General features: G+C 58.1%; 18 protein-coding genes. 6 read left to right on the top strand and 12 right to left on the bottom strand.

The window, feature by feature from the left end; all coding sequences use genetic code 11:
- Positions 1–13: 13 nt before the first annotated feature.
- The 8 genes from ACUNV4_RS23665 to ACUNV4_RS23630 form a co-directional block, all read right to left on the bottom strand.
- Positions 14–1,240, bottom strand: coding sequence for a hypothetical protein (locus ACUNV4_RS23665; protein WP_430881110.1), 1,227 nt, complete (start codon positions 1,238–1,240; stop codon positions 14–16).
- A complete protein-coding gene (locus tag ACUNV4_RS23660; RefSeq protein ID WP_430881109.1) occupies positions 1,240–2,067 on the bottom strand; it encodes a carbohydrate ABC transporter permease in 828 nt (275 codons plus the stop codon). The genes ACUNV4_RS23665 and ACUNV4_RS23660 overlap by 1 nt, the downstream gene beginning before the upstream one ends.
- On the bottom strand, positions 2,064–2,936 hold the full coding sequence (locus tag ACUNV4_RS23655) for a carbohydrate ABC transporter permease (RefSeq protein WP_430881108.1): 873 nt from the start codon (positions 2,934–2,936) through the stop codon (positions 2,064–2,066). Before ACUNV4_RS23655 ends, ACUNV4_RS23660 begins: the two co-directional genes overlap by 4 nt.
- A gap of 120 nt (positions 2,937–3,056) precedes the next feature.
- The gene (locus ACUNV4_RS23650) at positions 3,057–4,352 is read right to left on the bottom strand and encodes an extracellular solute-binding protein (protein WP_430881107.1); all 1,296 of its coding nucleotides are present in this window, start codon (positions 4,350–4,352) and stop codon (positions 3,057–3,059) included.
- Positions 4,353–4,431: 79 nt separating this feature from the next.
- Positions 4,432–5,709 (bottom strand): hypothetical protein, encoded by a 1,278-nt coding sequence (locus ACUNV4_RS23645; RefSeq protein WP_430881106.1) that lies wholly within the window; start codon positions 5,707–5,709, stop codon positions 4,432–4,434.
- Positions 5,703–6,863, bottom strand: a complete 1,161-nt coding sequence (locus tag ACUNV4_RS23640) for an N-acetylglucosamine-6-phosphate deacetylase (protein WP_430881105.1) — start codon at positions 6,861–6,863, stop codon at positions 5,703–5,705. Before ACUNV4_RS23640 ends, ACUNV4_RS23645 begins: the two co-directional genes overlap by 7 nt.
- A gap of 80 nt (positions 6,864–6,943) precedes the next feature.
- Positions 6,944–7,726, bottom strand: coding sequence for a sugar isomerase domain-containing protein (locus ACUNV4_RS23635; RefSeq protein WP_430881104.1), 783 nt, complete (start codon positions 7,724–7,726; stop codon positions 6,944–6,946).
- Between the two features lie 52 nt (positions 7,727–7,778).
- Complete coding sequence (locus ACUNV4_RS23630; protein ID WP_430881103.1) at positions 7,779–8,501, bottom strand: glucosamine-6-phosphate deaminase; 723 nt, start codon at positions 8,499–8,501, stop codon at positions 7,779–7,781.
- A gap of 185 nt (positions 8,502–8,686) precedes the next feature.
- Between ACUNV4_RS23630 and ACUNV4_RS23625 the strand changes: the two genes are divergently transcribed.
- Positions 8,687–9,721: a LacI family DNA-binding transcriptional regulator gene (locus tag ACUNV4_RS23625; RefSeq protein ID WP_430881102.1), complete on the top strand. Its 1,035-nt coding sequence runs from the start codon at positions 8,687–8,689 to the stop codon at positions 9,719–9,721.
- 85 nt (positions 9,722–9,806) lie between these two features.
- Here the strand turns inward: ACUNV4_RS23625 and ACUNV4_RS23620 are convergent, their stop codons facing one another.
- On the bottom strand, positions 9,807–13,094 hold the full coding sequence (locus ACUNV4_RS23620; protein ID WP_430881101.1) for a DEAD/DEAH box helicase: 3,288 nt from the start codon (positions 13,092–13,094) through the stop codon (positions 9,807–9,809).
- A gap of 66 nt (positions 13,095–13,160) precedes the next feature.
- On the opposite strand from ACUNV4_RS23620, the gene ACUNV4_RS23615 reads away from it, so the two are divergent.
- The 5 genes from ACUNV4_RS23615 (at position 13,161) to ACUNV4_RS23595 (ending at position 17,537) form a co-directional block, all read left to right on the top strand.
- Positions 13,161–14,120, top strand: coding sequence for a choline ABC transporter substrate-binding protein (locus ACUNV4_RS23615; protein WP_430881100.1), 960 nt, complete (start codon positions 13,161–13,163; stop codon positions 14,118–14,120).
- A gap of 16 nt (positions 14,121–14,136) precedes the next feature.
- Positions 14,137–14,973, top strand: coding sequence for a choline ABC transporter permease subunit (choW, locus tag ACUNV4_RS23610; RefSeq protein ID WP_430881099.1), 837 nt, complete (start codon positions 14,137–14,139; stop codon positions 14,971–14,973).
- Positions 14,970–16,214, top strand: a complete 1,245-nt coding sequence (locus ACUNV4_RS23605; RefSeq protein ID WP_430881098.1) for a quaternary amine ABC transporter ATP-binding protein — start codon at positions 14,970–14,972, stop codon at positions 16,212–16,214. The genes choW and ACUNV4_RS23605 overlap by 4 nt, the downstream gene beginning before the upstream one ends.
- A 118-nt stretch (positions 16,215–16,332) precedes the next feature.
- Positions 16,333–16,716 (top strand): DUF4398 domain-containing protein, encoded by a 384-nt coding sequence (locus ACUNV4_RS23600; protein ID WP_430881097.1) that lies wholly within the window; start codon positions 16,333–16,335, stop codon positions 16,714–16,716.
- A complete protein-coding gene (locus ACUNV4_RS23595) occupies positions 16,716–17,537 on the top strand; it encodes an OmpA family protein (protein ID WP_430881096.1) in 822 nt (273 codons plus the stop codon). Before ACUNV4_RS23600 ends, ACUNV4_RS23595 begins: the two co-directional genes overlap by 1 nt.
- Before the next feature lie 39 nt (positions 17,538–17,576).
- Here ACUNV4_RS23595 and ACUNV4_RS23590 read toward each other — a convergent pair whose 3' ends face one another.
- Genes ACUNV4_RS23590 through ACUNV4_RS23580 form a run of 3 tightly spaced genes read right to left on the bottom strand, consistent with a single transcriptional unit; the run spans position 17,577 to position 21,659 of the window.
- Positions 17,577–18,074 (bottom strand): hypothetical protein, encoded by a 498-nt coding sequence (locus tag ACUNV4_RS23590; protein ID WP_430881095.1) that lies wholly within the window; start codon positions 18,072–18,074, stop codon positions 17,577–17,579.
- Between the two features lie 52 nt (positions 18,075–18,126).
- Complete coding sequence (locus ACUNV4_RS23585) at positions 18,127–18,999, bottom strand: alpha/beta fold hydrolase (RefSeq protein ID WP_430881094.1); 873 nt, start codon at positions 18,997–18,999, stop codon at positions 18,127–18,129.
- Entirely contained in the window at positions 18,996–21,659 is a 2,664-nt protein-coding gene (locus ACUNV4_RS23580) for a bifunctional acetate--CoA ligase family protein/GNAT family N-acetyltransferase (RefSeq protein WP_430881093.1), read from the bottom strand. The genes ACUNV4_RS23585 and ACUNV4_RS23580 overlap by 4 nt, the downstream gene beginning before the upstream one ends.
- Positions 21,660–21,738 lie beyond the last annotated feature (79 nt).

The raw sequence follows: 21,738 nt of genomic DNA, 5'->3' as shown, positions 1-21,738 counted from the left end.
AATATCCGGCTGTTCAGTGGGTGGTGGAGGTGAGGAGTCGTCGCTGACAGACGCCTCTGGCGGCCAGCAGACTCAAGCCAGTGTGATAACCGGGATCGAGGTCGGGGGTGGCCGGTACGATATCCACGGCATGCCCATCGCGCATCATTTGTACAGCCAGCGGTGGGGAGCCAAGCCAGAAATTCTCGAAGAAGGCCTTGTCTGCTGCCTGCCATATCTGCAGGAACTGCGGGTCCTGCGTCAATTCGAAAGCGAGGGATGCAGCTCGTATGGTTTCCGGAAGCGACCACCAGGGACTGAGGTTGCTACAGCTTTTCCGTGTAGCCAGATCAATGGTAAGGCGCAATCCGCTGCCGTCAAAAGCGCTGTTGAATGTTCCAGCCAACAGTCTCGAGAGGGTTGCGATGACCCTGTCCGGCAGGGCATTGCCCCAGGTTTCGAGATGAAAACCGATCAGTTCGATGGCATGCCCGGCATTGAGTACCGCACCGCCTGGGGCATTGCTGATAAGACCTGAGTTGGCGTGTGCATGCTGCTCGAGAACATCCTGAACGAATCTTTTGGAGAAGTGGTCCCGATGAGGAAGGTCGAGACTGTGCAAAAGGCTGGCAGCTCCCAAGGCGATCATGCGAGGACCGAAGTCCTTCTCCTGCCGCTGAAGTGCTTCGTGATCGATATGTCCGGACTCGTCCATCAGAAAGTGATCATTGTCGATGGCCTGTATGATTATCTCCAGTGATGACAGATGTCGCTCCAGACACTCTGGCGCCAATAGAGCGCTGGCTGCTATCAGACCTTTGACCACGAACAGATCGGAATAGGTACGGATGCGCGGTGAGCGTCGTTGCGCTTGACCGGTGAACTGTGATCCGGTAACGACTGGTGTCATGTTCCGGTCATAGCAGAAGCAGGCGTGATCGTGCTCACTGTGCAAGTCATCCAGCGCCTTGTACAGCACACGGCAACGAGCGAGCAAGGAGCTTGACAGTAAAGGATCGTCGACCGCGAGACTTCTGGCGTGTTGTATCAGAGATTCCAGTGCACGGCCCTGTATCCAGCCATACACAAAACCGGGCCCTCGCAAAGCGTCCTCGATGCTGTAGTCGCGTAGTTCGATCGGATTGAATTTAGTGTTGATCCACGGCTCGTCATGACTACGGGACAGTACCCATTCGATCGATCGTTGGTTGGCATCAAGGTATCGGCTGTCTGCCTGCGTCATGAAGGCGATATCACTCATCATTCCTTGAGTCCGGTAGCCGCTATACCTTCCACGAAATTCTTGCGAAGCATCACGAAGATCGTCACTGATGGTATCAATACAACTGTTGCGGCTGCACTGAGTTTGCCAAGGTCAACGGTATATCCTGTCTGAAACAGCGCAAGTCCCACCTCTATCGTGTAGGACTCTCGGGAGGTTGCCACAATCAGCGGCCATGCGAATGAAGTCCAGGCCTGGAAAAAGGCGAGAACGGCGAGTGCCCCGAGAGCACCACGCAGTAGAGGCAGAACGATGACGAAGAATATCCAGATTTCACCGGCACCGTCGATTCTCGCAGCTTCCAGTAGTTCGTCGGGAATGGCATGAATGACGCTCTGCCGGATCAGGAAGATACCAAAGCTCATGACCAGATAGCCTACCAGCAAGCCTGGCACCGTATCGAGCAAGCCCAGTTCCTGCACTTGAAAGTACAGGGGAATCATGTACACCTCGAATGGGATGATTGCCGTCGCCAGGATGATGGCAAAAATGACCGACAAGATACGAAAGCGGAATTTGCCGAGTATGTAGCCAGCGATCGACGACGTGATGAGGATGGCGATTGTAGAGGCTACTGCAAACATCAGGCTGTTCAGCACCCAGCTCATCAAGGGTGTATCGGCGATCACGGCAGCCAGATTGTCGGTTGTCGGGTTGGCGGGGATGAGCCGGGGAGGCCAGCTCAACAACTCCTGAGGCGATTTGAAGGCATTGGATACCAACAGCGCCAGAGGTGTGATCATCAGGATGCAGAATCCCAGCAGAACGACATCGATCAGTAGATTGGTCAGGCGAGTTCGAGTCATCGTGATCTGCCTCCCTTCTCGCGCAGCAGGGAAAACTGGATCAGCGTCAGTATCAGGACGATTACCAGCAGGACCACTGCTTCCGAGGCGGCATATCCTATTCGGTAATTGCGAAAGCTGTTTTCCAGCATGTCCATGACGAGCACGCGTACCTGACGCCCCGGAGCACCTTGAGAATCGGATGCCAGCACAAATGCCTGTGCATAGACGTTGAACCCAGATACCAGGGTGACGACAGACACATACAAGGTTATCGGTTTCAGCAGCGGGATAGACAGGAAGCGAAAGGCCTGAAATGAAGAGGCGCCATCCAGTCGAGCGGCTTCATAGAGCGAATGCGGCAGATTCTTGAAACCGACGATGTAGATCAGCACCGCATAACCCAGCGCCTGCCATGAGCACAGAACAATAATGCAAAGGATGGATAACACCGGATCGAACAGCCAGGCCTGAGGTTCCATTCCGAACTTCATCAACAGCGCGTTCAGTGGGCCGAGCTTGGCGTCGAATATCCATTTCCAGGCCATCGCGGCTGGTACAAGCGAGACGACATGTGGGATGAAGATGGCGGTTTCATAGAAACCGGCGAATCGCGATCGCGTGCGGTGGTAGATAAGTGCGGCCAAGCCCAGTGACAACGGAATGGTGATCAGCAGAACGCCGAATGCGATGATGGCAGTATTGAGCAAGGCCGTCTGGAACAGATCGTCCTCGAGAAGCTCTCGGAAATTCTCCAGACCAATGAAGGGCTTGTTCTTCGAGATGATGTCCCATTTATGGAGACTCAAGCGCAGAATCTCGCCGATGGGCAGAATCCGCACCCAGACGTAAATAGCCAGGACCGGTATCAGTGCCGCTAGGGCGAACAACAGTTTTCGGTGTCTGAGCACGGCGACCTACGTTATCGATTTGATGAATGTGAGATGAAGTACCATCCGGGAAGCCCGCCTCGCAGCACAGCAGGACAGCCCGGACAGTGGTCGTGCGCCCTAGTCCGCAAGCAATCCTTCCCGTTTGAGGATCTTGTTGATGTCGTCGTCTACTTCGGACAGAATGGCTTTCTGAGCGTCGCTGTTGCCGGCCAGGCCTTCATCGGCGAAGGCATCGGTCAGTGCGGCTGCAACGCGAGACAACACTTCTTCGACCGGACCAATGGCTGGCAAAGTGAAGAATTCGTAATCGTCCGGGTAGTTTACAAAGGCTGCAAAGGCCGGTGATTTTTCGATCACGGCTGAGTAATCGACATTGGCACGGTTGGGCAGCCAGCCGATGTTCTCGAGCATCCAGTTGAGCTGTTCGGGTTCATTGGCCATCTGCGTGAATTCCCAGGCGGCGGCTTCGGCCTCACCCTCGGCCTTGATATAGAGGTTGACTGCCAGAGCGATGGAGCCGCGTGGCAATGGTGCCGTTGCATAGTTCAGTTCCGGAGCTTTCTTCGCAATATCGCCAATGACCCAGGATTCGCGAATGAACATGGCGGTCTGTTGGCGTTCGAACGCTTCGGCATCGGCAGGCATCTCGACGCTGACATTCTTCTGCGCATGAACGTTCTCGACATACTGGTTGAAGGCCTGCAAACCGGCTTCAGTGTTGACTCCCGATTGCCATTTGCCTTCGCCAACTGGTTCCACCAGGTTGCCGCCGAACTGAAACATGTTGATCCAGAATTTCTCGGCTATACCCTGACCGCCTCCCGACAGGCGCAGGCTCCAGCCGGACACTTCCGGATTGCCGTTGGCATCACGCTGGGTCAGCTTGTTGGCGTAATTGGTGTACTCAGCCATAGTGGCCGGTGGGGCATCGAGCCCTGCCGAGGCAAACATGTCGGTGTTGTAGAACAGAGCGCCTTGGCCTCTGAACAGAGGCACTCCGAAGACGGTGCCCTGATAGGCTGCGCCTTGACTGAAAAAGTCGCTGTAGTTTCCGTCTCCATTGACAAAGTCTGCCACCTCGGCGGGGGCTTCGTTGAACAGTTCATTTTCCAGATAACGCGTGGCGGTGGAATTGGCCAGTTCAATGATGACATTGCCAGCCGAGCCGGAGCTGACACCCAGCGCGACACGCTTTTCATGTTCCCTCAGCGGTATGGCCTCGACCGTGATGTTCAGGTCGGGGTGCTGTTGCATGAGTTCGGCTGCCACACGTTCATAGAAGGGGGCCATTTCAGGGAAGCCACTCCATACCTTGAGATCTTCTGCCTGCGTGGTGCCAGCTGTCAGCAACAGAGCGCTGGATGCGGCGAGAATTCTGGTAGTACCAAGTCTTGATATTGCTCGTTTTGACATTGTTGGTTCCTCAGGGGCCGTTGGTCAGCGTATGAAAACTCATGCTGTCAGCTCAGCTTTTCATGCAACCGGTTGCGTGTCAAGGTTGTTGAAGTGATGGGTAGCTTTTGAGGAGCAGTCGCACGGTATTCAGCAGTCTGTCGACGGAGCCAGGAGCGAAGGAAGCGGGTTGGCCGTAATACCGATGGGCCTCATCGGGCTCGTAGCCCCCCTGGTCGAACGCATCGTCCGGGCAGATGTAGCCAGGATTGCCTTCTGCATAAGGAAGTACAAACGAGACTTCGGATCTGCCGGTGAGCTCCTGCAACAGCTTGCGCAGCTGTATCGCGACGGTGGCAAACTGTTCACCCGGTAGTGCGATCAGTGATATTCGACCCCAGTAAACGAGACTTGTTCGGGCAGGCCATGGGGTCAAGGGAGCACTTGGATCCTGTTCGGCCCATTGGATCCAGTGATGTAGCAGATTTGCCCGGGCGGGGTCAGCATTGCGTAATTTATCTTGCCAGAGTCGTATCAGTTGTGCATTGCTCATTGTCTCGCGACGTACGAAATCCAGCGCTGTCGCGCCGTTTATCATGTGAGCACCGCCTCCCGCATCCTGCAGATCGGCTCGCAGGGCGCATTTGGCGATATGCACACCGATGCGTTCCGCCTCTTCAAAGGTACGATCTGCCTGAGCCGTCAGTGAAATGGAGGACTGTGCCGAGTGGCCCGAGTTGATATCGCCGGCAGCCCCTAGCGCAAAAACGGCCGTGCAGCCGGGTAGCAATTCCTCTATATGCTGTCGTACATAGTGTGGATAATCAGCAGTGTAGTGCAGATTGTCAGCACCTAGGACAACGGGGTGACAGGCGTAGGAAACCAGCATGGCAAAGGGCATGCCTTGCAGGTCCAGCAGTTGCAGAGTGGGTAGTTGGTCGTCTACTTCGCCGTCTGGATCGCGTCTGTTGCGTGCAATACCGGGGGGCAAGCCAGAGCCGCTGACCAGTGTGCAGGAGCGTGCATTGTCCAGGGCAAGCTGGATGGCATCGACACAGGCCTGCTCCAATGTCTCCAGAAAGGTGTGGTCACAGGGTTCGCCAAGACGCCCTTTCATGGAGGCCGGTGCGCCATGGGTGTGCAAGGCTGTTATGACGATATTGTCCTCTGGCAAGCACGCGCGTTTACGTATACGCGCGCTCATGTCCTCATGCAGACCGATGACATCGCAAACGAGCAATGCTGTGTCATCCAGCACGATAGCCCGGACGCTCAATCGGTCGTGTGCCGCTACTGCACCACGACTGCGTGCGGCAAAGCCACTCATCAACAAGCCGGCGGGTGGCGTGATGTCGATTACTGCTACGCCCCCTAACATCGGACTTGCTTCTGCTTGTCAGACGGTATGATAAGTTGGCCAGCCTTGATGACCTTTGTCATTTTCAAGGTCGGATCACCGGGCTGCCAGTTGAACCGGATGACATCAGCGATCTGTCCGACAGATAATGATTGTGGCTGATTCAGGTACTCGCCGGGGTGGGCGCTCGCCATGTCCAAAGCCTCACCCAGTGACAGGTTTCCCAGTGATGCACAATACGCCACACCATCTGGGAGCGGTTTTGCCGCACCCGCAAGGAATGGGGTATCAGCGACGCTCAGCCGACCATTGGCTGTCAGCTCCACTTCACCACCGATTGCCGCAGAATAGCGCCCTGCTGGCATGCCTCCGAGAGCGGCAGTGTCGGAGACCAGCAGGCAGCGTCCGTGGCTTTTGGCGCGCAGCATGGTGATCAGTGTCTCGCGCGGCAGATGGTATCCGTCAGCAATGAACGATGCCTTGAGACGGTCATCGGCCAGTTGAGTCCAGAGGGGGTTGGGGTGTCTGGGCAGTCTGGCGGCTATTCCGTTTCCGAGATGTGTCGACAGGCTGGCACCCGCGTCGACAGCACTGCGCAGCTGCTCGTGTGACGCATGGGTATGACCCAAAGCGACTCTTGTGCCTTGCCTGTGCAAGGCTTGGATGAAGGCACTACTGTCATTCCAGTGTGGCGAAAGCGTGATCAGGCCAACACGATTACCGCAGGCTTCTTGCCATTGTTCGACTTCCTGTAGTGATGGCGCCCTCACATGTTCCAGTGGATGTGCACCTCGAGGGCCGTCTTCCGGCGAAATGAAGGGGCCTTCCACATGAATCATCGGAATTGTTGCAGCCATCAGAGGGTGATTGTCGCAAGCGTTGCCGATGACTTGAAGTGTTTGAAGAAGGCGAGATTGGCTGGCGGTAATCAGTGTTGGAAGAAAGCGGGTAACCCCCATCTGCAGCAGGGTATTTGCCAGTTGCCGAAGCTTGTTCTCGCTCAACTCCCCGTCGTTGAGGTCGATTCCCTGGAAACCATTGACCTGAATATCGACAAGTCCGGCACTGATCCATGCATTTTCCGGATTTTTGCAGCCCGTTACTTCGGTGATGACACCCTTGTCGATCGATACACTGATACCTGATCCGGTGTGCGGGTCGATGCCGGTAACCATTAGAGGTTCATCCGGTGGGAGCTGCCGGTTCAGTCCGTCGGGTTGTTGTGTGTGGTATTCCGACATGGGCGCGTTGATTATCAGAGCGACTTGACACGCTGTTTGAAGCGATCGATGAAACGGGCGTTGGCTTCGTCACCGCCAGGTGCATTTCCGCTGCGCCAGATTGGTGGTTCGATGCCTCTGTCCATTAAGCGGGCAACCGAATGGATAATCAGACAGTTGAGTGCATAAGCGTTGGCAAATGTCGAGACGGCCGCTATGCGTTCCCGGTTATCACCGATCTGGACGAGCGCATCGCCAATCGGAACCTTGCAGTCCACAGCGATATCGACGAGATCATGTAAGTTGTGTTTTTCCGGATGGCGTGCCGGATGCTCGGGCCGAGTGTCTTGTGCATGTAGATGAGAGTTGATTCCAATGAGCGTCACACCACGCTCTTTGCTCTCCAGGGCCGCGTCTATCAGAGCAGCGTTGATGCCATAGGCGTTCACCAGTATCAATAGATCGGTGTTGTCCAGTTGCTGGTCACGTATCACGATGCGTCCGTAACCGGGAGTCCGTTCCATTGCCATGGAGCGCAATGCGCCATTGGATAACAGGGTGCCCTCATCCAGGATTGCGCTGACATGCATCAATCCGCCAGCGCGAAAGAAGATCTCCTGTGCAGCCAGATTGGAGTGGCCCCCGGGGCCGAATACATGTACCAGCCGGTCTGCAGCTATCTGGTCGGCAATCAGATTGGCTGCTTGGCCCAGAGCATCCGACTCTTCGTCGAGAATGCGTTGCATGTGGGCGGTGACATCCTGCAGATACTGCTGACAAAGCGAATGAGCATCGATCCGGGTAGTGGGTTTGTCCATGATTTTCTCGGCCTGCTGTGTGGATTCGGATCGTTGACGGAGGTCTGCGGACTCAGGCTGGAGCCGACTCGGCATCCAGATACAGAGTGCAGTTCGCATGGGTGTTGAGGATACTGGCGGGGCAGTCCGGGCTTACTGGTCCGTGCAATGTGGCTGTAACAGCGGTACGTTTGTGCGCACCGGGTACGATGCAGAAGAGATGTTCGGCACGCAGCAATCGGGGGATCGTGAGTGTGACTGCATGGGTGGGTACTTCTGCCAGCGTGGCAAAGCATCCTTCATCGACCTGTTGCTGACGACAGGCCGGTTCCAGTTCCACCGTCTTGATGTCCAGGGGGTCATTGAAGTCGGCTACCGGTGGATCGTTGAAGGCAATGTGACCATTGACACCGATACCCAGGCACACGATATCGATCGGGGCCGACTCGAGTTCTCTGGCATAGTACTGCGTTTGATCGGTCGATCCGTTCATGTCCAGCAGGTGTGTTTTACCCACTTCCACGACGTTGAAGAAGTGGTTCTGTAACCAGTTCCCGAAACCTTGCGGCGCTTCAACGGGGAGACCGATGTATTCGTCCATGTGAAAGGCTTCAACCCGAGACCAGGGGATGTCGAGAGTGCTCAAGCTGGTCAGCATTTCCAGTTGACTGGGTGCGCTGGCAAAGATCATGCGTACCGTCTCCTTGCGCTCCATGATCTGGTGGATGGTTTTTGCCACATCCTCTGCCGCGGCTTCTCCCATGGCTTCGCGAGTCGGGAAAGTCCTGACGCTCAATAGGCTTTCAGGTAGTGTTGGCTGATGGTTTGACATGTATGCCTGAGTTCCTTGTCTGCCGGTCATGCCGGCGCATGCGTGATGACAATGTCTCTAGACTGTAGCATTTTACGCAACCGGTTGCATTGAATCTGGCGTTCGTGTCGTGTTGCCAGTGTCCCAGAGCAGGAATAATTGGACTGATTATGAAAGACAAACGTGGCAAATCCGGAAACGGCGGAGGGACAAGACCGACCATCAGTCAGGTAGCGGAAGCTGCCGCTGTGTCTCGTTCAACCGTGTCACGGGTTTTCAGCAGGCCTGAAAGCATCAGTGAACCGACGATCCTGCGAGTGAGAGAGGTCGCCGCACAGTTGGGATACACTCCCAATCACGCGGCGCGAGCCTTGAGTACAGGAAGACATCGCAACATCGCCCTGATCGTGCCGGATGTGGCCAATCCGTTTTTCCCTCCCATCATTGCCGCTGCTCAGGAGGCTGCCGAGACACAGGATTACTGTGTCTTTCTCGGCAGCTCGGGCGAGAGTGCGGAGCGTGAACTCAAATTGGTTGAGCGGCTCAGCGGGCAGGTAGAAGGCATGATTCTGGTTTCTTCTCGCCTTGCCGATGAACAGATTCTCGAGCTCCATGCCCGGCAGTCGCTGGTGCTTGTCAACCGGGATATCGAAAGGATTCCTCGTGTCTTGATCGATAGTGCGGCGGGAACGCTGGAGGCGGTCGCCCATCTGGCTCAGCTCGGTCACCGGCAGGTAGCCTATATCAGTGGTCCAAGCGGTTCCTGGTCAAACGCGCAACGCCAGCGTGCAGTCCGACGTGGGGCTGCCAGGCACAAGATGTCCATGCGCACCATTGCCTGCCAGGCTGCCAGCTTCGAGGCAGGTCGAGAATGTGTGGAGGCTATCCTGACAATGGGCACACGGGCTGTGATTGCGTTTGATGACCTGGTGGCACAAGGAGTCATCGCCGGACTTGCCGGGCGTAAACTGTCAGTGCCGCAGGACATGAGCGTCATCGGCTGTGACGATGTCCTCGGCGCAGCCACGATTCCACCACTGACGACGGTATCCAATTGTTCGGTCGATGCAGGCAGTGTCAGTTATCGCTTGCTGATGGACAAGCTGGAAAGTCACGTACAGTCCGATGTGAGGTATGTCATGAGTACACATCTGGTAGTGCGCGATACCACCGACTCGCCCAGCGGTAGAGCAGCCGGGAAGTGAGCGTGTAGCGATCTGCGTTCGTCGATCGAATGCTGCGAACCTCTTTCAACGCGGATCCCGGGACTACCCCTGATCTACTGTCTGCCTACTGCAGTGACTGCTCCGAGTCTTCGCTGGCTGCAAACAGATCCATGATGTCTTCGGCCGTCAGGTTCTGCAGAGCGCCGCCTTCGCTGTCGTTGATGGTCTGATCGGCCAGCAGCTTCTTGTGCTGCTGCATGGCCATGATCTTCTCTTCGACCGTATTGCTGGCGACCAGCTTGTAGATGAATACCGGCTTGGTCTGGCCGATGCGGTGCGCCCGGTCACTGGCCTGATTCTCCACGGCCGGATTCCACCAGGGGTCATAGTGGATGACGGTATCGGCGGCGGTCAGGTTCAGACCGGTGCCACCCGCCTTGAGGCTGATCAGAAACAGTGGTACGTCGCCGTGCTGGAAGGAGTCGATGACTTCATCGCGCTTGCGAGTACGCCCGGTGAGCTTGGTATAGCGGATATTGCGCTTGCTCAGTTCCGCTTCGATGAGCCCCAGCATCTCGGTGAACTGTGAGAACAGCAGGATCTTCTTGCCTTCGTCGATCAGCTCTTCGAGCATCGACATCAGTAGCTCGGTCTTCGCCGATTCCTGAATGCCACGGGCACTGTCCAGTTTCACCAGCGCCGGATGACAGCAGGTCTGGCGCAGCTTGAGCAAGGCATCGAGCATTTCGATATGGCTGCGGGCCAGACCGCGTTCGGCCAGCAGGGCGCGAACCCGCTGTTCCATGCTCACACGGATGCTTTCGTACAGACGCGCCTGACGCGGTTCGAGTGTCACCTCACGAATGATTTCGGTTTTCGGTGGCAGTTCGGTCGCCACCTGTTCCTTGCGTCGTCGCAGCAGGAAGGGGCGGATCAGGGCGCTGAGACGCTGCTGCCTTTCGGTGCTGCCGTGATTCTCGATGGGCGTCCGGAAGTAGCGATTGAAGTGTTTGCGCGTACCCAGAAAGCCGGGCATCAGGAAGTCGAACTGCGACCACAGCTCACCCAGGTGGTTTTCCAGTGGCGTACCGGTGAGACAGATACGACGTTCGATCGTCAGTGTCTTCAGGGCCTGCGTGACCTTGGCGGTCGGGTTCTTGATGGCTTGCGCTTCGTCGAGTACCACACAGCCGAAGTTCTGGGCGGACAGCAGGTCGATGTCACGCGTCACCAGCGCATAGCTGGTAATGACGATTTCCACCGGGTTGGCGACCAGGTCATCGAGTTTGCGGCCGGTGCCGTGCCAGATCAGAGTCCGCAGCCTGGGGGTGAATTTCGCGGCTTCACGTTGCCAGTTTCCCAACAGGCTGGTGGGGGCCACGATCAATGTGGGTTGCGTCAGACGCCCCATGTCACGTTCCTGCTGCAGATGACCGAGGGTCTGCAGGGTCTTTCCCAGTCCCATGTCATCCGCCAGGATGCCATTGAAACCGTACTCGGCCAGAAAGCCCAGCCACGCCATGCCATCCAGCTGATAGGGGCGCAGGGTGGCATGCACGTTCTTCGGAGTACCCGTGGACTGGATTCCCTGGAAATTGCGCAGTCGTTCGGCCAGGTCGAAGATGTGTTCGGCCTTGTCCCAGGCAACGCTGACGCCTTGCTGTTTCCAGTGACTCTCCAGAGTGTCCAGCGTGGCGGCGCGCTGTCGCGGCATGCGCAGGTATTCCTTGCCCGTGGGGTCGTCGTACAACTCCATCAGGGTTTCGGCAACCGGTGCAAAGAGATCCGGTGACACCTCCAGCCATTGGCCGTCTTCGGCCTGCAGCAGGATGGAACTGTCACGCGAGTCACCCTGCAGCCAGTCGATGACCAGTGGCAGCAGATCGAATTGCTGCTCGCCATGACGCAGCTTCAAGGCCATGTCGAACCAGTTGGACGTCGTCTCGCTGACGGTTGCCTCGATCTGCGTCACCGCCTGAAAGCTCAGGTCGAAAGGCTCTCGTATCTGTACCGTCCAGCCACGGTTGCTCAGTTCGCTACGTTCGTCGAGCAGTTCCCGCCAGCTGCGTGCTATGCGCTGGACTTCCAGGGCGCGTGGTTTCCGGTCGGCGCGCGAGAAGAACTCTGCATCGCTGTTCTGTGCAGATTCGAACTCCGGAAACTGCTTGCCGAAATCGACCGAGAAACGAACCTCGGCCGGCAGATCACGCTTGAGTACCAGCGGTTTGCCGTCGGGTGTCTTGCCTTCCAGTGTCGCGTCGGCCTCCATGCCGTCGAAAGGCAGCAGGTAGTCGGCGTAGCGGAACTTGATGGAGGCATAGAAGTCACGAATGTCCGGGCTGTCATCACGGGACTGCAGCACCAGCACCGGCAGTGGCGCTTCGCTGATGCGGACAAAGTTCGGTGGCTTGGGCAATGGCAGGCTGCTGTCCGGCAGGCGCGATGCCAGGTAGTTGCTGACGGCCTGTGCATGGGCTTCGGGCAAGGGCGGTGCTTCCACGAACTGTGTCAGCAGAGACACCGGCGGGGCATTCTCCAGCAACCCGGCAGTGGATTGGCCGATATCCAGGTACCAGGGCGGGTCGGTGGGGACCAGCGTCCATTGTTCGACACCGTCGATGCGGGTTGTCAGCGAGAAGCATTCCTTGTCGTCCAGCTTCCAGTCGAAGCTCAGGACACGGGTGGAGCTGCGGGTCAGCGGGTGTTCGCGGTCCTCTCCCCAGAAGCAGCGGCCGCAGTCGATCAGCTTGTTCATCAGCAGATGGCCGATGTCGCCCTCGACAGTCAGTTCGCGATAGGAGAAGTCGCTTTGTCGGCCAATGGCCAGTTCCAGAATGGCTCGATCACTGTGCAGCACCCAGTCGGGGTGGTAGTAGTGACCGTTGTAGCGATAGGGCGATTCCTTGCCGTAGCCGCCGCGCTTGAGCAGGCGACTTTGCAGAATCTGTAGAGTGATGCCGTTCTGATTCTGCGTCAGGGCGGTGTTGTCCAGCTGATAGAACAGCAGGGGTTCGCCCGGTTCATGGTGCTCGTGCAGTGGGGCGGTCTTGCGTCCCTGATCGACCAGCTTCTGCAGCCAGCGATTGACGGCTCGCAGAGCCTGATCATCCGGGGTCGGGGTGGCGGTCTGTTTTTCTATCCAGCTGAGCAGGGTGGCTGCCACGTGCTTGCAGTTGTACCGTGCCGGGCAGGAGCATTCCCCATCGAATCGGTGAGGGGCGATGGTGATTCGAGCGTGATAGGGCTCGGACTGGCTGCCCTGGACGGTACCGGCCAGCACGCTGCCTTCGGCAAGCCACTCGAGCTCTTGCACGGCGCCACTGGCCTTGTATACCTGACCACGGGACGTTGCCACAGAACCGCAGAGTTCGATGACATCGTCGAAATTGAGTACACGGGGCTGATTGTTCACTGGAGGATTGTACCCGCTACGGGCAATTGGTTTATGCTCTGGCGGCAACTTTTGGAGGAGATCGTGATGAAAATGCTGAATAAGTCCCGTGCCTTGCCCTGGGGCGCAGCGGTTGTCTATGCAAGCTTCGCAGCAACTTCGGCGATTGCGTCCGAGCCCGACAGCTGTAATACCGTACGATTTTCCGATGTCGGCTGGACCGATATTACCGCAACCACAGCGCTGACAACCACGGTCCTGCAGGCTATCGGCTACGAAACCGAAACGCAGGTACTGAGTGTGCCGGTCACTTACACCTCAATGAAGAACGGCGATATCGATGTGTTTCTCGGTAACTGGATGCCGACGATGGAGGCCGATCTGGCACCGTACCGTGAAGAAGGTTCGGTGGACGTGGTACGTACCAATCTGGAAGGGGCCAAATACACGCTGGCGGTGAATGCGGCCGCGGCCGCGCTGGGGATCGGCAATTTTGCGGACATCGCAACGCATGCCGATGAACTCGACGAGAGCATCTATGGCATTGAATCGGGCAATGATGGCAACCGCCTGATTCAGGACATGATCGATGGCAACGCCTTCGGTCTCGAGGATTTCAAGGTGGTGGAGTCCAGCGAGCCCGGCATGCTGGCACAGGTCGCCCGTGCCAACAAACGCGATGAGCCCATCGTCTTCCTCGGCTGGGAGCCGCATCCGATGAACGCCAATTTCGAGCTGACCTATCTGGAAGGTGGCGATGACTTTTTCGGCCCGAACCTGGGCGGTGCCACCGTCGATACCAACACTCGCGCCGGCTATACCGAAGAATGTGCCAATGTCGGTCAGCTGCTGCAGAACCTGTCGTTCACCCTGGCCATGGAAAACGAAGTCATGGCTGCCATTCTCGATGATGGTGAAGAACCGGCCGATGCGGCCAGGACCTGGTTGGCTGCCAACCCTGAAGCACTCGATGCCTGGCTGGATGGCGTGACCACATTCGATGGTGCCGATGCACTGGATGCTGCACGCACAGCACTGGCCGACTAAGGGTATTCACTGAACCGTGGAGTGGCTGACAGACACGAAGATACCGATTGGTGAGCTGATTGCCCGTTTCGTCGATTTTCTCAATGATCACGCTGCGGGCTTCTTTGATGCGATTTCCGATTCACTGGAATGGCTCATCGAAGGTTCGACCGACTTGCTGCTGGCAGTGCCGGCTCTGGTACTGATCGCGTTTTTCACGGCACTGGCCTGGTGGCTGCATCGGCGCAAGGGACTGACCCTGTTCACGGCGCTGTCCCTGTTGCTGATCATCAATCTGGGTCTGTGGGAAGAAACCGTGCAGACTCTGGTGCTGGTGTTGTATGCCACTCTGTTCTGCATGATTCTGGGTGTGCCACTGGGCATCCATGCGGCGCATCACCCACGCTTGAACGCCATGTTGCGACCGGTGCTGGATCTGATGCAGACGATCCCGACCTTCGTCTATCTGATACCCACCCTGATCCTGTTCGGACTCGGTGTGGTTCCGGGTCTCATATCCACGGTGGTATTTGCGCTGGCCGCACCGGTGCGACTGACCAGTCTGGGGATATCGGAGGTGCCCAGAAACCTGCTGGAGGCAGGGGAGTCCTTCGGCTGTACTCGCATGCAGCAGTTGTGGCGTATCGAGTTGCCCCATGCCATGCCAACGATACTAGCGGGGCTGACCCAGTGCATCATGTTGTCCCTCTCCATGGTCGTGATCGCGGCCCTGGTCGGTGCCGATGGTCTGGGCAAGCCGGTCGTCAGAGCGCTCAATACCGTCAATATCGAAAAGGGCTTCGAAGCGGGTCTTGCCATCGTCATCGTGGCCATTCTGCTCGACCGCCTGTGTCGACAACGCCAGACATCATGAATCACGCCACGGATATTGCAGTCAGCATGCAGCATGTCGATGTGCTGTTCGGCAACGCTCGGCAACAGGCGCAGGCGCTGCAACTGCTGGATGCCGGTCAGACTCGCGAGGAGATCCTCGAACAGAGCGGTGCGGTTCTGGGGGTGGCGAATGCCTCACTGGAGGTGCCGACAGGCTCCATTTCGGTGCTGATGGGCTTGTCCGGTTCCGGCAAGTCGTCATTGCTGCGTTGCGTCAACGGACTCAACACCGTGACACGCGGCACGCTGGAAGTCTCGACTCGCGCCGGTGTGGTCAATGTCTCCACCTGCACCGGCAAATCCCTGCGTACCCTGCGGCGCAACAGTCTGGCCATGGTGTTTCAGCAGTTCGCTCTGTTGCCCTGGGCCACGGTCAGGGAGAACATCGGTTTCGGGCTGTCCGTTCGTGGTGAGTCGCGCCAGGATATCCAGCGCAGCGTGGATCAGCAACTGGAGCTGGTCGGGCTCGAGGCCTGGGCCGACAAACCGATTCACACGCTCTCCGGTGGCATGCAACAGCGTGTCGGACTGGCGCGTGCCTTTGCCACCGATGCCGACATCCTGCTGATGGATGAGCCCTTTTCGGCTCTGGACCCGTTGATCCGGGAACATCTGCAGGATGAATTGCTGACCTTGCAGAGTCGATTGAAGAAAACCATTCTGTTCGTCAGTCATGACCTGGATGAAGCACTGAAACTGGGCAACCAGATCAGCATCATGGATGGCGGGCGCATCGTGCAGACAGGCACCGCCGACGACATCGTGTTCTCCCCGGAGAATGACTACGTCAGTCGGTTTGTGGCCAACATCAATCCGCTGTCGGTTCTCAGTGCAATGGCAGTGATGCAACCGCTGGAGCAGGATGGCGATGATTTCCGGCATGCCGAGTCCGATATCCTTGTTCGCTGGAATGGTGACGGCGTGCCGCAGCTTGTATTGTCCGGCGAGACGGTGACGGTGCAGCCACGAGAAGCCGACGGCGACCATCCGCAGAGCCGGATGGCGAGCGAGCCGGCAAGCACGTCGCAAAGGCCTTCCGGGAGTCTGGCAGGAAGCCATGATGTCCACGTCGCACACAGCGTCAGTCCCGGCACCCCGATCAGAGAACTGCTGCAACTGGCAGCCAGCAGTTCGCGACCGATTCTGGTTCAGGATGGTGATGGCAGGCCCTGCGGGCTGATTCGTCATCAGGACCTCTTCACTGCACTGCAAAGAAGTTGATTCTGTGATCGAGTTGTCGCCGGCCAGGCCCATTATATATTTTTGGTAACCCGGCTCGGCTAACCTCCGGGCCTCTGCGGTCGTTACCTCTGTCAAGCCTTTCAGACAGAGACGTAACATGAAGCAGACTATCATTCGATTCAGCGCGTTGGCTATCGTGGCCGCGTCCCTGAGTGCTTGTGGCAGCAAGGCGCCCAAGCCCGTATCCGAACTGGCATTGGCAGACTCTGCCTTGCAGAGCGCGGAAACCTCTGGTGCGCGCGAATACGCTCCCATCGAGTTGCGTATCGCGCGGGAGAAGAAAGCCTCCGCCGATGCCGCGATGGCCAAGAAGAAATACGCACGTGCACAGCGCCTGACCGAGCAGGCCCGAGCCGATGCCGAACTGGCCCGGGCAACAGCCGAAGCCGAGAAATCGCGCCTGGCCCTGCAGGAAGCCAAAGACAACATCAAGATGATTCGCGATGAAGCGACTCGTACCTCTACCGGAGCCGTCCAGTGATGATCAGCAACCGAAACCTGCGTCCCGCCCTGTCAGCCTCACTGATTTCCATCGCCCTGGTGGCCTGCAGCAGTGCTCCCAAACAGAACGACAGACTCGAACAGGCTCGCCAGGCCTACGAGCAGGCCGCAGAAGATGTCACGGTGGTCAAGCATGCCCCGGAAGAGCTGGATCTGGCGCGTGATGCGCTGAATGTGGCTGATACGCGCTGGCGCAAGGATGAAGACTCAAGCAGTGTCGAGCATTATTCCTACCTGACGACGCAGCGGGTCCGCATCGCTCAGCTGATCGCCAAGAGTAACGAAACCGATCGCGAACTGGAGGACATGGCCCTGGAACGTCGCAGCCTGACCCTCGATTTGCGTGAGGCCGAGTTGTTGAAGGCGCGACAGGAAGCGAGCGAGCTGCAGCGACAGATGGCAGCCCTGCAGGCGGAAAAGACCGAGCGTGGCATGGTGCTGACTCTGGGTGATGTGCTGTTCGACATCAATGAAGCAACACTGGCCCCCGGTGCTTCCCGCAACATCGGCAAGATCGCCTCCTTCATGCGCGAATTTCCGGATCGCCAGGCCGTGATAGAAGGTCATACCGACAGCATGGGCGATGATGACTACAACCTCGACCTGTCTCGATCACGCGCCTTTGCCGTGCGCCAGGCCTTGATCGAGCAAGGCGTCTCTGCCTCGCGCATTACCACGCAGGGATTCGGGGAAGCGTTACCCGTTGCCAGTAATGCCACAGCGGCAGGGCGTCAGGAAAATCGCCGAGTGGAAATCATCTTTCCGGACGCACCGACACAGATCAGCGAGTTCGAAGAATAGGTGCAGACACCAGTCTGAAGACGGCTACGTGCGGCAAGTTCATTGCCGCACGTATTCCGTCGCATTGCCGTCATCACCGACCATGACGATGCGATCGGCAGTGAGTTCGTAGATATTGGCGGAGCCCGAGATATCCTGGCGACTGCCGATCAGTCTGGTCATCATGGAAGCCATGGCATTGCCGCCGGTGGTCGACATCTGAACGTCTTCGTGCACGACAGTGTCGCCCTCCAGTGACCAGGTGCCGCGGAATGTGAAACGGGCATCACCGAGCACGGCGGCCGACTCTCCCCCGGGAATCGATTCTCCCACCACGGTGCCATCTGCCAGGTATTCGATGGTCGTCTCCTGAGGCTCGGCATCCGGGTAGGGGTTGAGCGGGGTGATTCGCCAGACACCCACGAGTTGGGAGGCTTCAGCCGTATTGACCTGGTCGGCTCCGGTGTAGTCCGGACGCACGGGCGGGCTCAGACTGGCGCAACCACTGATGGCGAGTACAGAAGCCAGTAAGCCGGACTTGATGACAGTCGGATTCATGCTCGTATTCCTTGTGTGGATTCGCGAGGCTATCACGGTGCCGGAAAGCGCTTCAACTACCCAAATCGGGCATTGCGCCCAGGAAGCGGTTGATGGCTGCCGCGACAGGTTCCGGTGTATCCATGTGCAGATGGTGATGACCCGGTAGTCGGATGTTCTGATGGTGTTGCAGGCAATCCAGGCGGGAAGAGGTTTCCGCACGACGAGTCAGAAATCCGTCATCGGCCACAATGGTCAGAGTCCGGCATTGGATGGCACCCAGAATCGCCTTCACCTGTGCTTCGGTCAGGTACTGAGCCGAGGCGAAGCGCCAGCGTGGATCGAAACGCCAGCGATAACCCTCCTCGGTTCTGCTCAGCTGCCGGTCGATGATGAGGCGGGCGGATGAGTTCGCCATTCTGGCCGCTTTCAATCGGGCGGCAATCGCTTCCTCCTTGCTTGTAAACAGGCGAGACTGGAAGCGCGCTGCATCCTTCCTGTGCTGCAAGGCCTTGAGCATGCGGGCTGGCAGCTCCTCGGCAGCTTCGCTCAGTGGGCCGGTCGATTCGATCATGGTCAGGCTCTGCACAGAATCCGGGCTGGCGACTGCCAGCATTGGTGCGATGCCACCGCCCAGTGAGTGTCCGACCACATGGCAGTCCGACCAGCCGAGCGCCTCGATGACGCGAGTCACCTGATAATAGAGTTCGTGCATGGCGTAACCCTGTGGCAGCGCATCGCTGTAGCCGTGGCCGGGCAGGTCGATGGCGACCAGATCGAATGCCGGCAGGAACGGCATCATCGGCACGAAGCTGTTGGCATTGTCCAGCCAGCCATGCAGACACAGCAGGCGTGGCGGCTGCTCGATGGTCCGGTCACGTTGCCGTATGCCCGAAATCGTCTGACCATCGATGGTGAGCGAGAGGGATTCCAGTCGAGGTCTCATGCGTGCGTTTCAGCAGGATCGTTGAGCGTGTATTCGTACCACAGGACTTCCGGGTCGTCCGGATTTCGCTTGCTGGCGAACCCCAGGGACTGCATGAGGTGTTGCATCGGGCGGTTTGATCGCAGGACATCACCGTGCAGCGTCTGCAATCCCTGGGCTGCGGCATGTTCCATCAGCAGTTTCATCAACGCGGTGGCCAGACCGCAGCCCTTCCAGTCCTCACTGATGGAAATGCCGAAGTCACCGGTCAGGCGATCGTTGCTCATCATGTAGCGACAGGCGCCGACAACCTTGTCGTCCTTGTCGGTGGCGGCGAATGCCATTTGCCGGTCGTAGTCGAGTTTGGTGAACTGGGCAGCCATGAAGGGTGAGAGTTCATTGATGGTGTGCATGAAGCGGAAGTAACGCGATTCCGGTGACATGTCACGAACCAGCGACTGTATCGACTCTGCATCCTCGGGTCGGATGGGCCGCAGTTGCACTTTTATGTCGTTCTTCAGGCTGACATCGCGTACCCATTGCCAGGGATACGGATGAATGGCCAGGTGTGCGTAGCGCTTGTTGGCCCGGGTGCGTTCCAGCACAACCTGGATGTCCATGGCAAAAGCCCCTGAATCGCTGACCACCAGTGGATTGATGTCCACGGAGAACACATCCGGCAGTTCGCAGGCCAGCTCGGACAATTGACGCAGTACATGAGCGACGGGTCTGGTGCTGATGGCCTTGCTGTGTCTGAAGGAGCCCATGTAGGTCTGTACTTCACGGCACTGGAGCAATTCGTCGATCAGAAAGCGGTTGAGTGGTGGCAGCTGCACGGCCCGCTGATTGACCAGTGCCGTCAGATCACCACCGACGCCAATCGAGATGACCGGGCCGAAACTCGGATCCCGTGAAATCGATATGGCCAGATGCCTGGCATTTTCCGGTGCGTGCATGGGCTCGAGCAGGACACCCCGGAATTCGGCTTCCGGTCGGCGTTCACGCAGGCGTGATTCGATCTTGTCCCAGGCATTGCGCACGGCCTGTTCGTCACGAATGTCCAGCTGGGTCCGCACGATGGCAGCCTTGTAGCTGATATTGGGCGAGACCAGTTTCATGACAACCGGATAACCGATACGGGAGGCGGCTGCCACCGCCTCGTCGGGTGTCTCTGCCCGTTCCGCGGGCAACACCGGTATATCCAGATACTTCATCAATGCACGCGTTTTCTGGGGACCCAGCACGCGTTGTCCGGCAGCCACCTCGGTCTCGATCAGCCCGCGGGCCGGAGGCAGCAGAGCGCGGGTCTTGCGCGAGGCCGGGTTCGGTAATTGCAGCAGTTGTTGCTGGCTGACCAGATAGCGGTGCAGGAAGTCGAAGCCGTCGACAGCACCTTCGGGCGTGCGGAAAGTGGGCACGCCGGCGTTGCCGAGCAGATCTCTGGACTCCTGCACACTGGCATCCCCCATCCAGCAGGCCAGCAAGGGTTTCTGGCCGGGCCGTGCCTGCTTGATGGCCTCTGCCACCGCCTTGGGATCATTGCGCCAGTCGGGAACGAAGAAGACCAGTACGGCATCGATGTTGTCCATCGCGCGCATGATGTCGATGGTTTTCCGGTAGTGCTCGATCAGCCTTTCGTGACTGCGCAGCACCACCGGATTGGAACCACTGCAACTGCCTGCGAGAGCCTTGGTCAGTGTCTTCTGCGTGGCCTTGTCCATGATCGGCAGCTCGAAATGCTTCAGATTCATGCGATCCACGGCGATCATCGCCGGCGCCGAGGCATTGCTGACGATTCCCAGTCGCTTGCCCTTGACGCGGATGCCGGTCGCGAGCGTTCGAGCCGCGGCAAACAGGTTGTGAAAGGTCCGGATGCGAACCACCCCTGCGCGGTTGAGTGCTGCCTGAAAGGTACTGTCGGATGAATACACTTCGCCGGTGCGAGTCAGTGCATCGCAATGGGCAACGCCTTCATGGGCCGAGCGCATCAGCACGACAGGCTTGAGCCGCGCAGTAGCGCTCAGTGCGCTCAGAAAGCTGCGGCTGGGAGGAACGCGATCGACATAGACGATGATGGCCTTGGTCTGCCAGTCCTCGGCCAGCAGATCCAGCATGTCGGACAGGGAGATGTCGGTCTCCTCGCCCGTGGAGAGCAGGGCGGAGAAACCCACACCGCTGGTTTCTGCCCAGTCGAGCATCGCAGAACCCAGTGCCGCCGACTGCGTCAGAATCGCCAGAGAGCCTTTCTCGATGCGGTTCTGACTGTAGGTGGCGTTGAGTCCGATGGGGGGGCGAATGAGGCCGGCACACCAGGGACCCATGATGCGCATGTTCAGGCGCTGGGCATAGCGATGCATGGCAGCGCTGTCTTCCACGCCTGACATGACCATGGCCACCCGGATACCCTTGCGGGAACACTGCACCAGGGCGCGGCGCAGGAGGCGCGGTGGCGTCAGTATCAGAGCCATGTCCGGCACAGCGTCGAGAGCGGCAACCGACCGGTGGCAACGAAGTCCCAGAACCTCCTTGTAACGCGGGTTGACCAGGTACAGCGTACCCTTGTAACTGCCCTCGACGATGTTGCGAGTCAGCTTGAAGCCCGGTGATTCCTCACGCCCGCTGGCCCCGATGACAACGATCGAAGCCGGATTGAGGATCTTGTCAAGGTGAAGAGTCGACATGCCTTGATGGTACCTCAGGGCGTTGCAATTGAGCATGCCTGCAGCTCCGGCATGGGTGTTATCCCTGCTGCGACAGGTG

The sequence above is a fragment of the Granulosicoccus sp. 3-233 genome (genome assembly GCF_052681095.1).
Note: the sequence above shows the minus strand (reverse complement) of the source record. Positions and strands in the feature narration are given on the sequence as shown.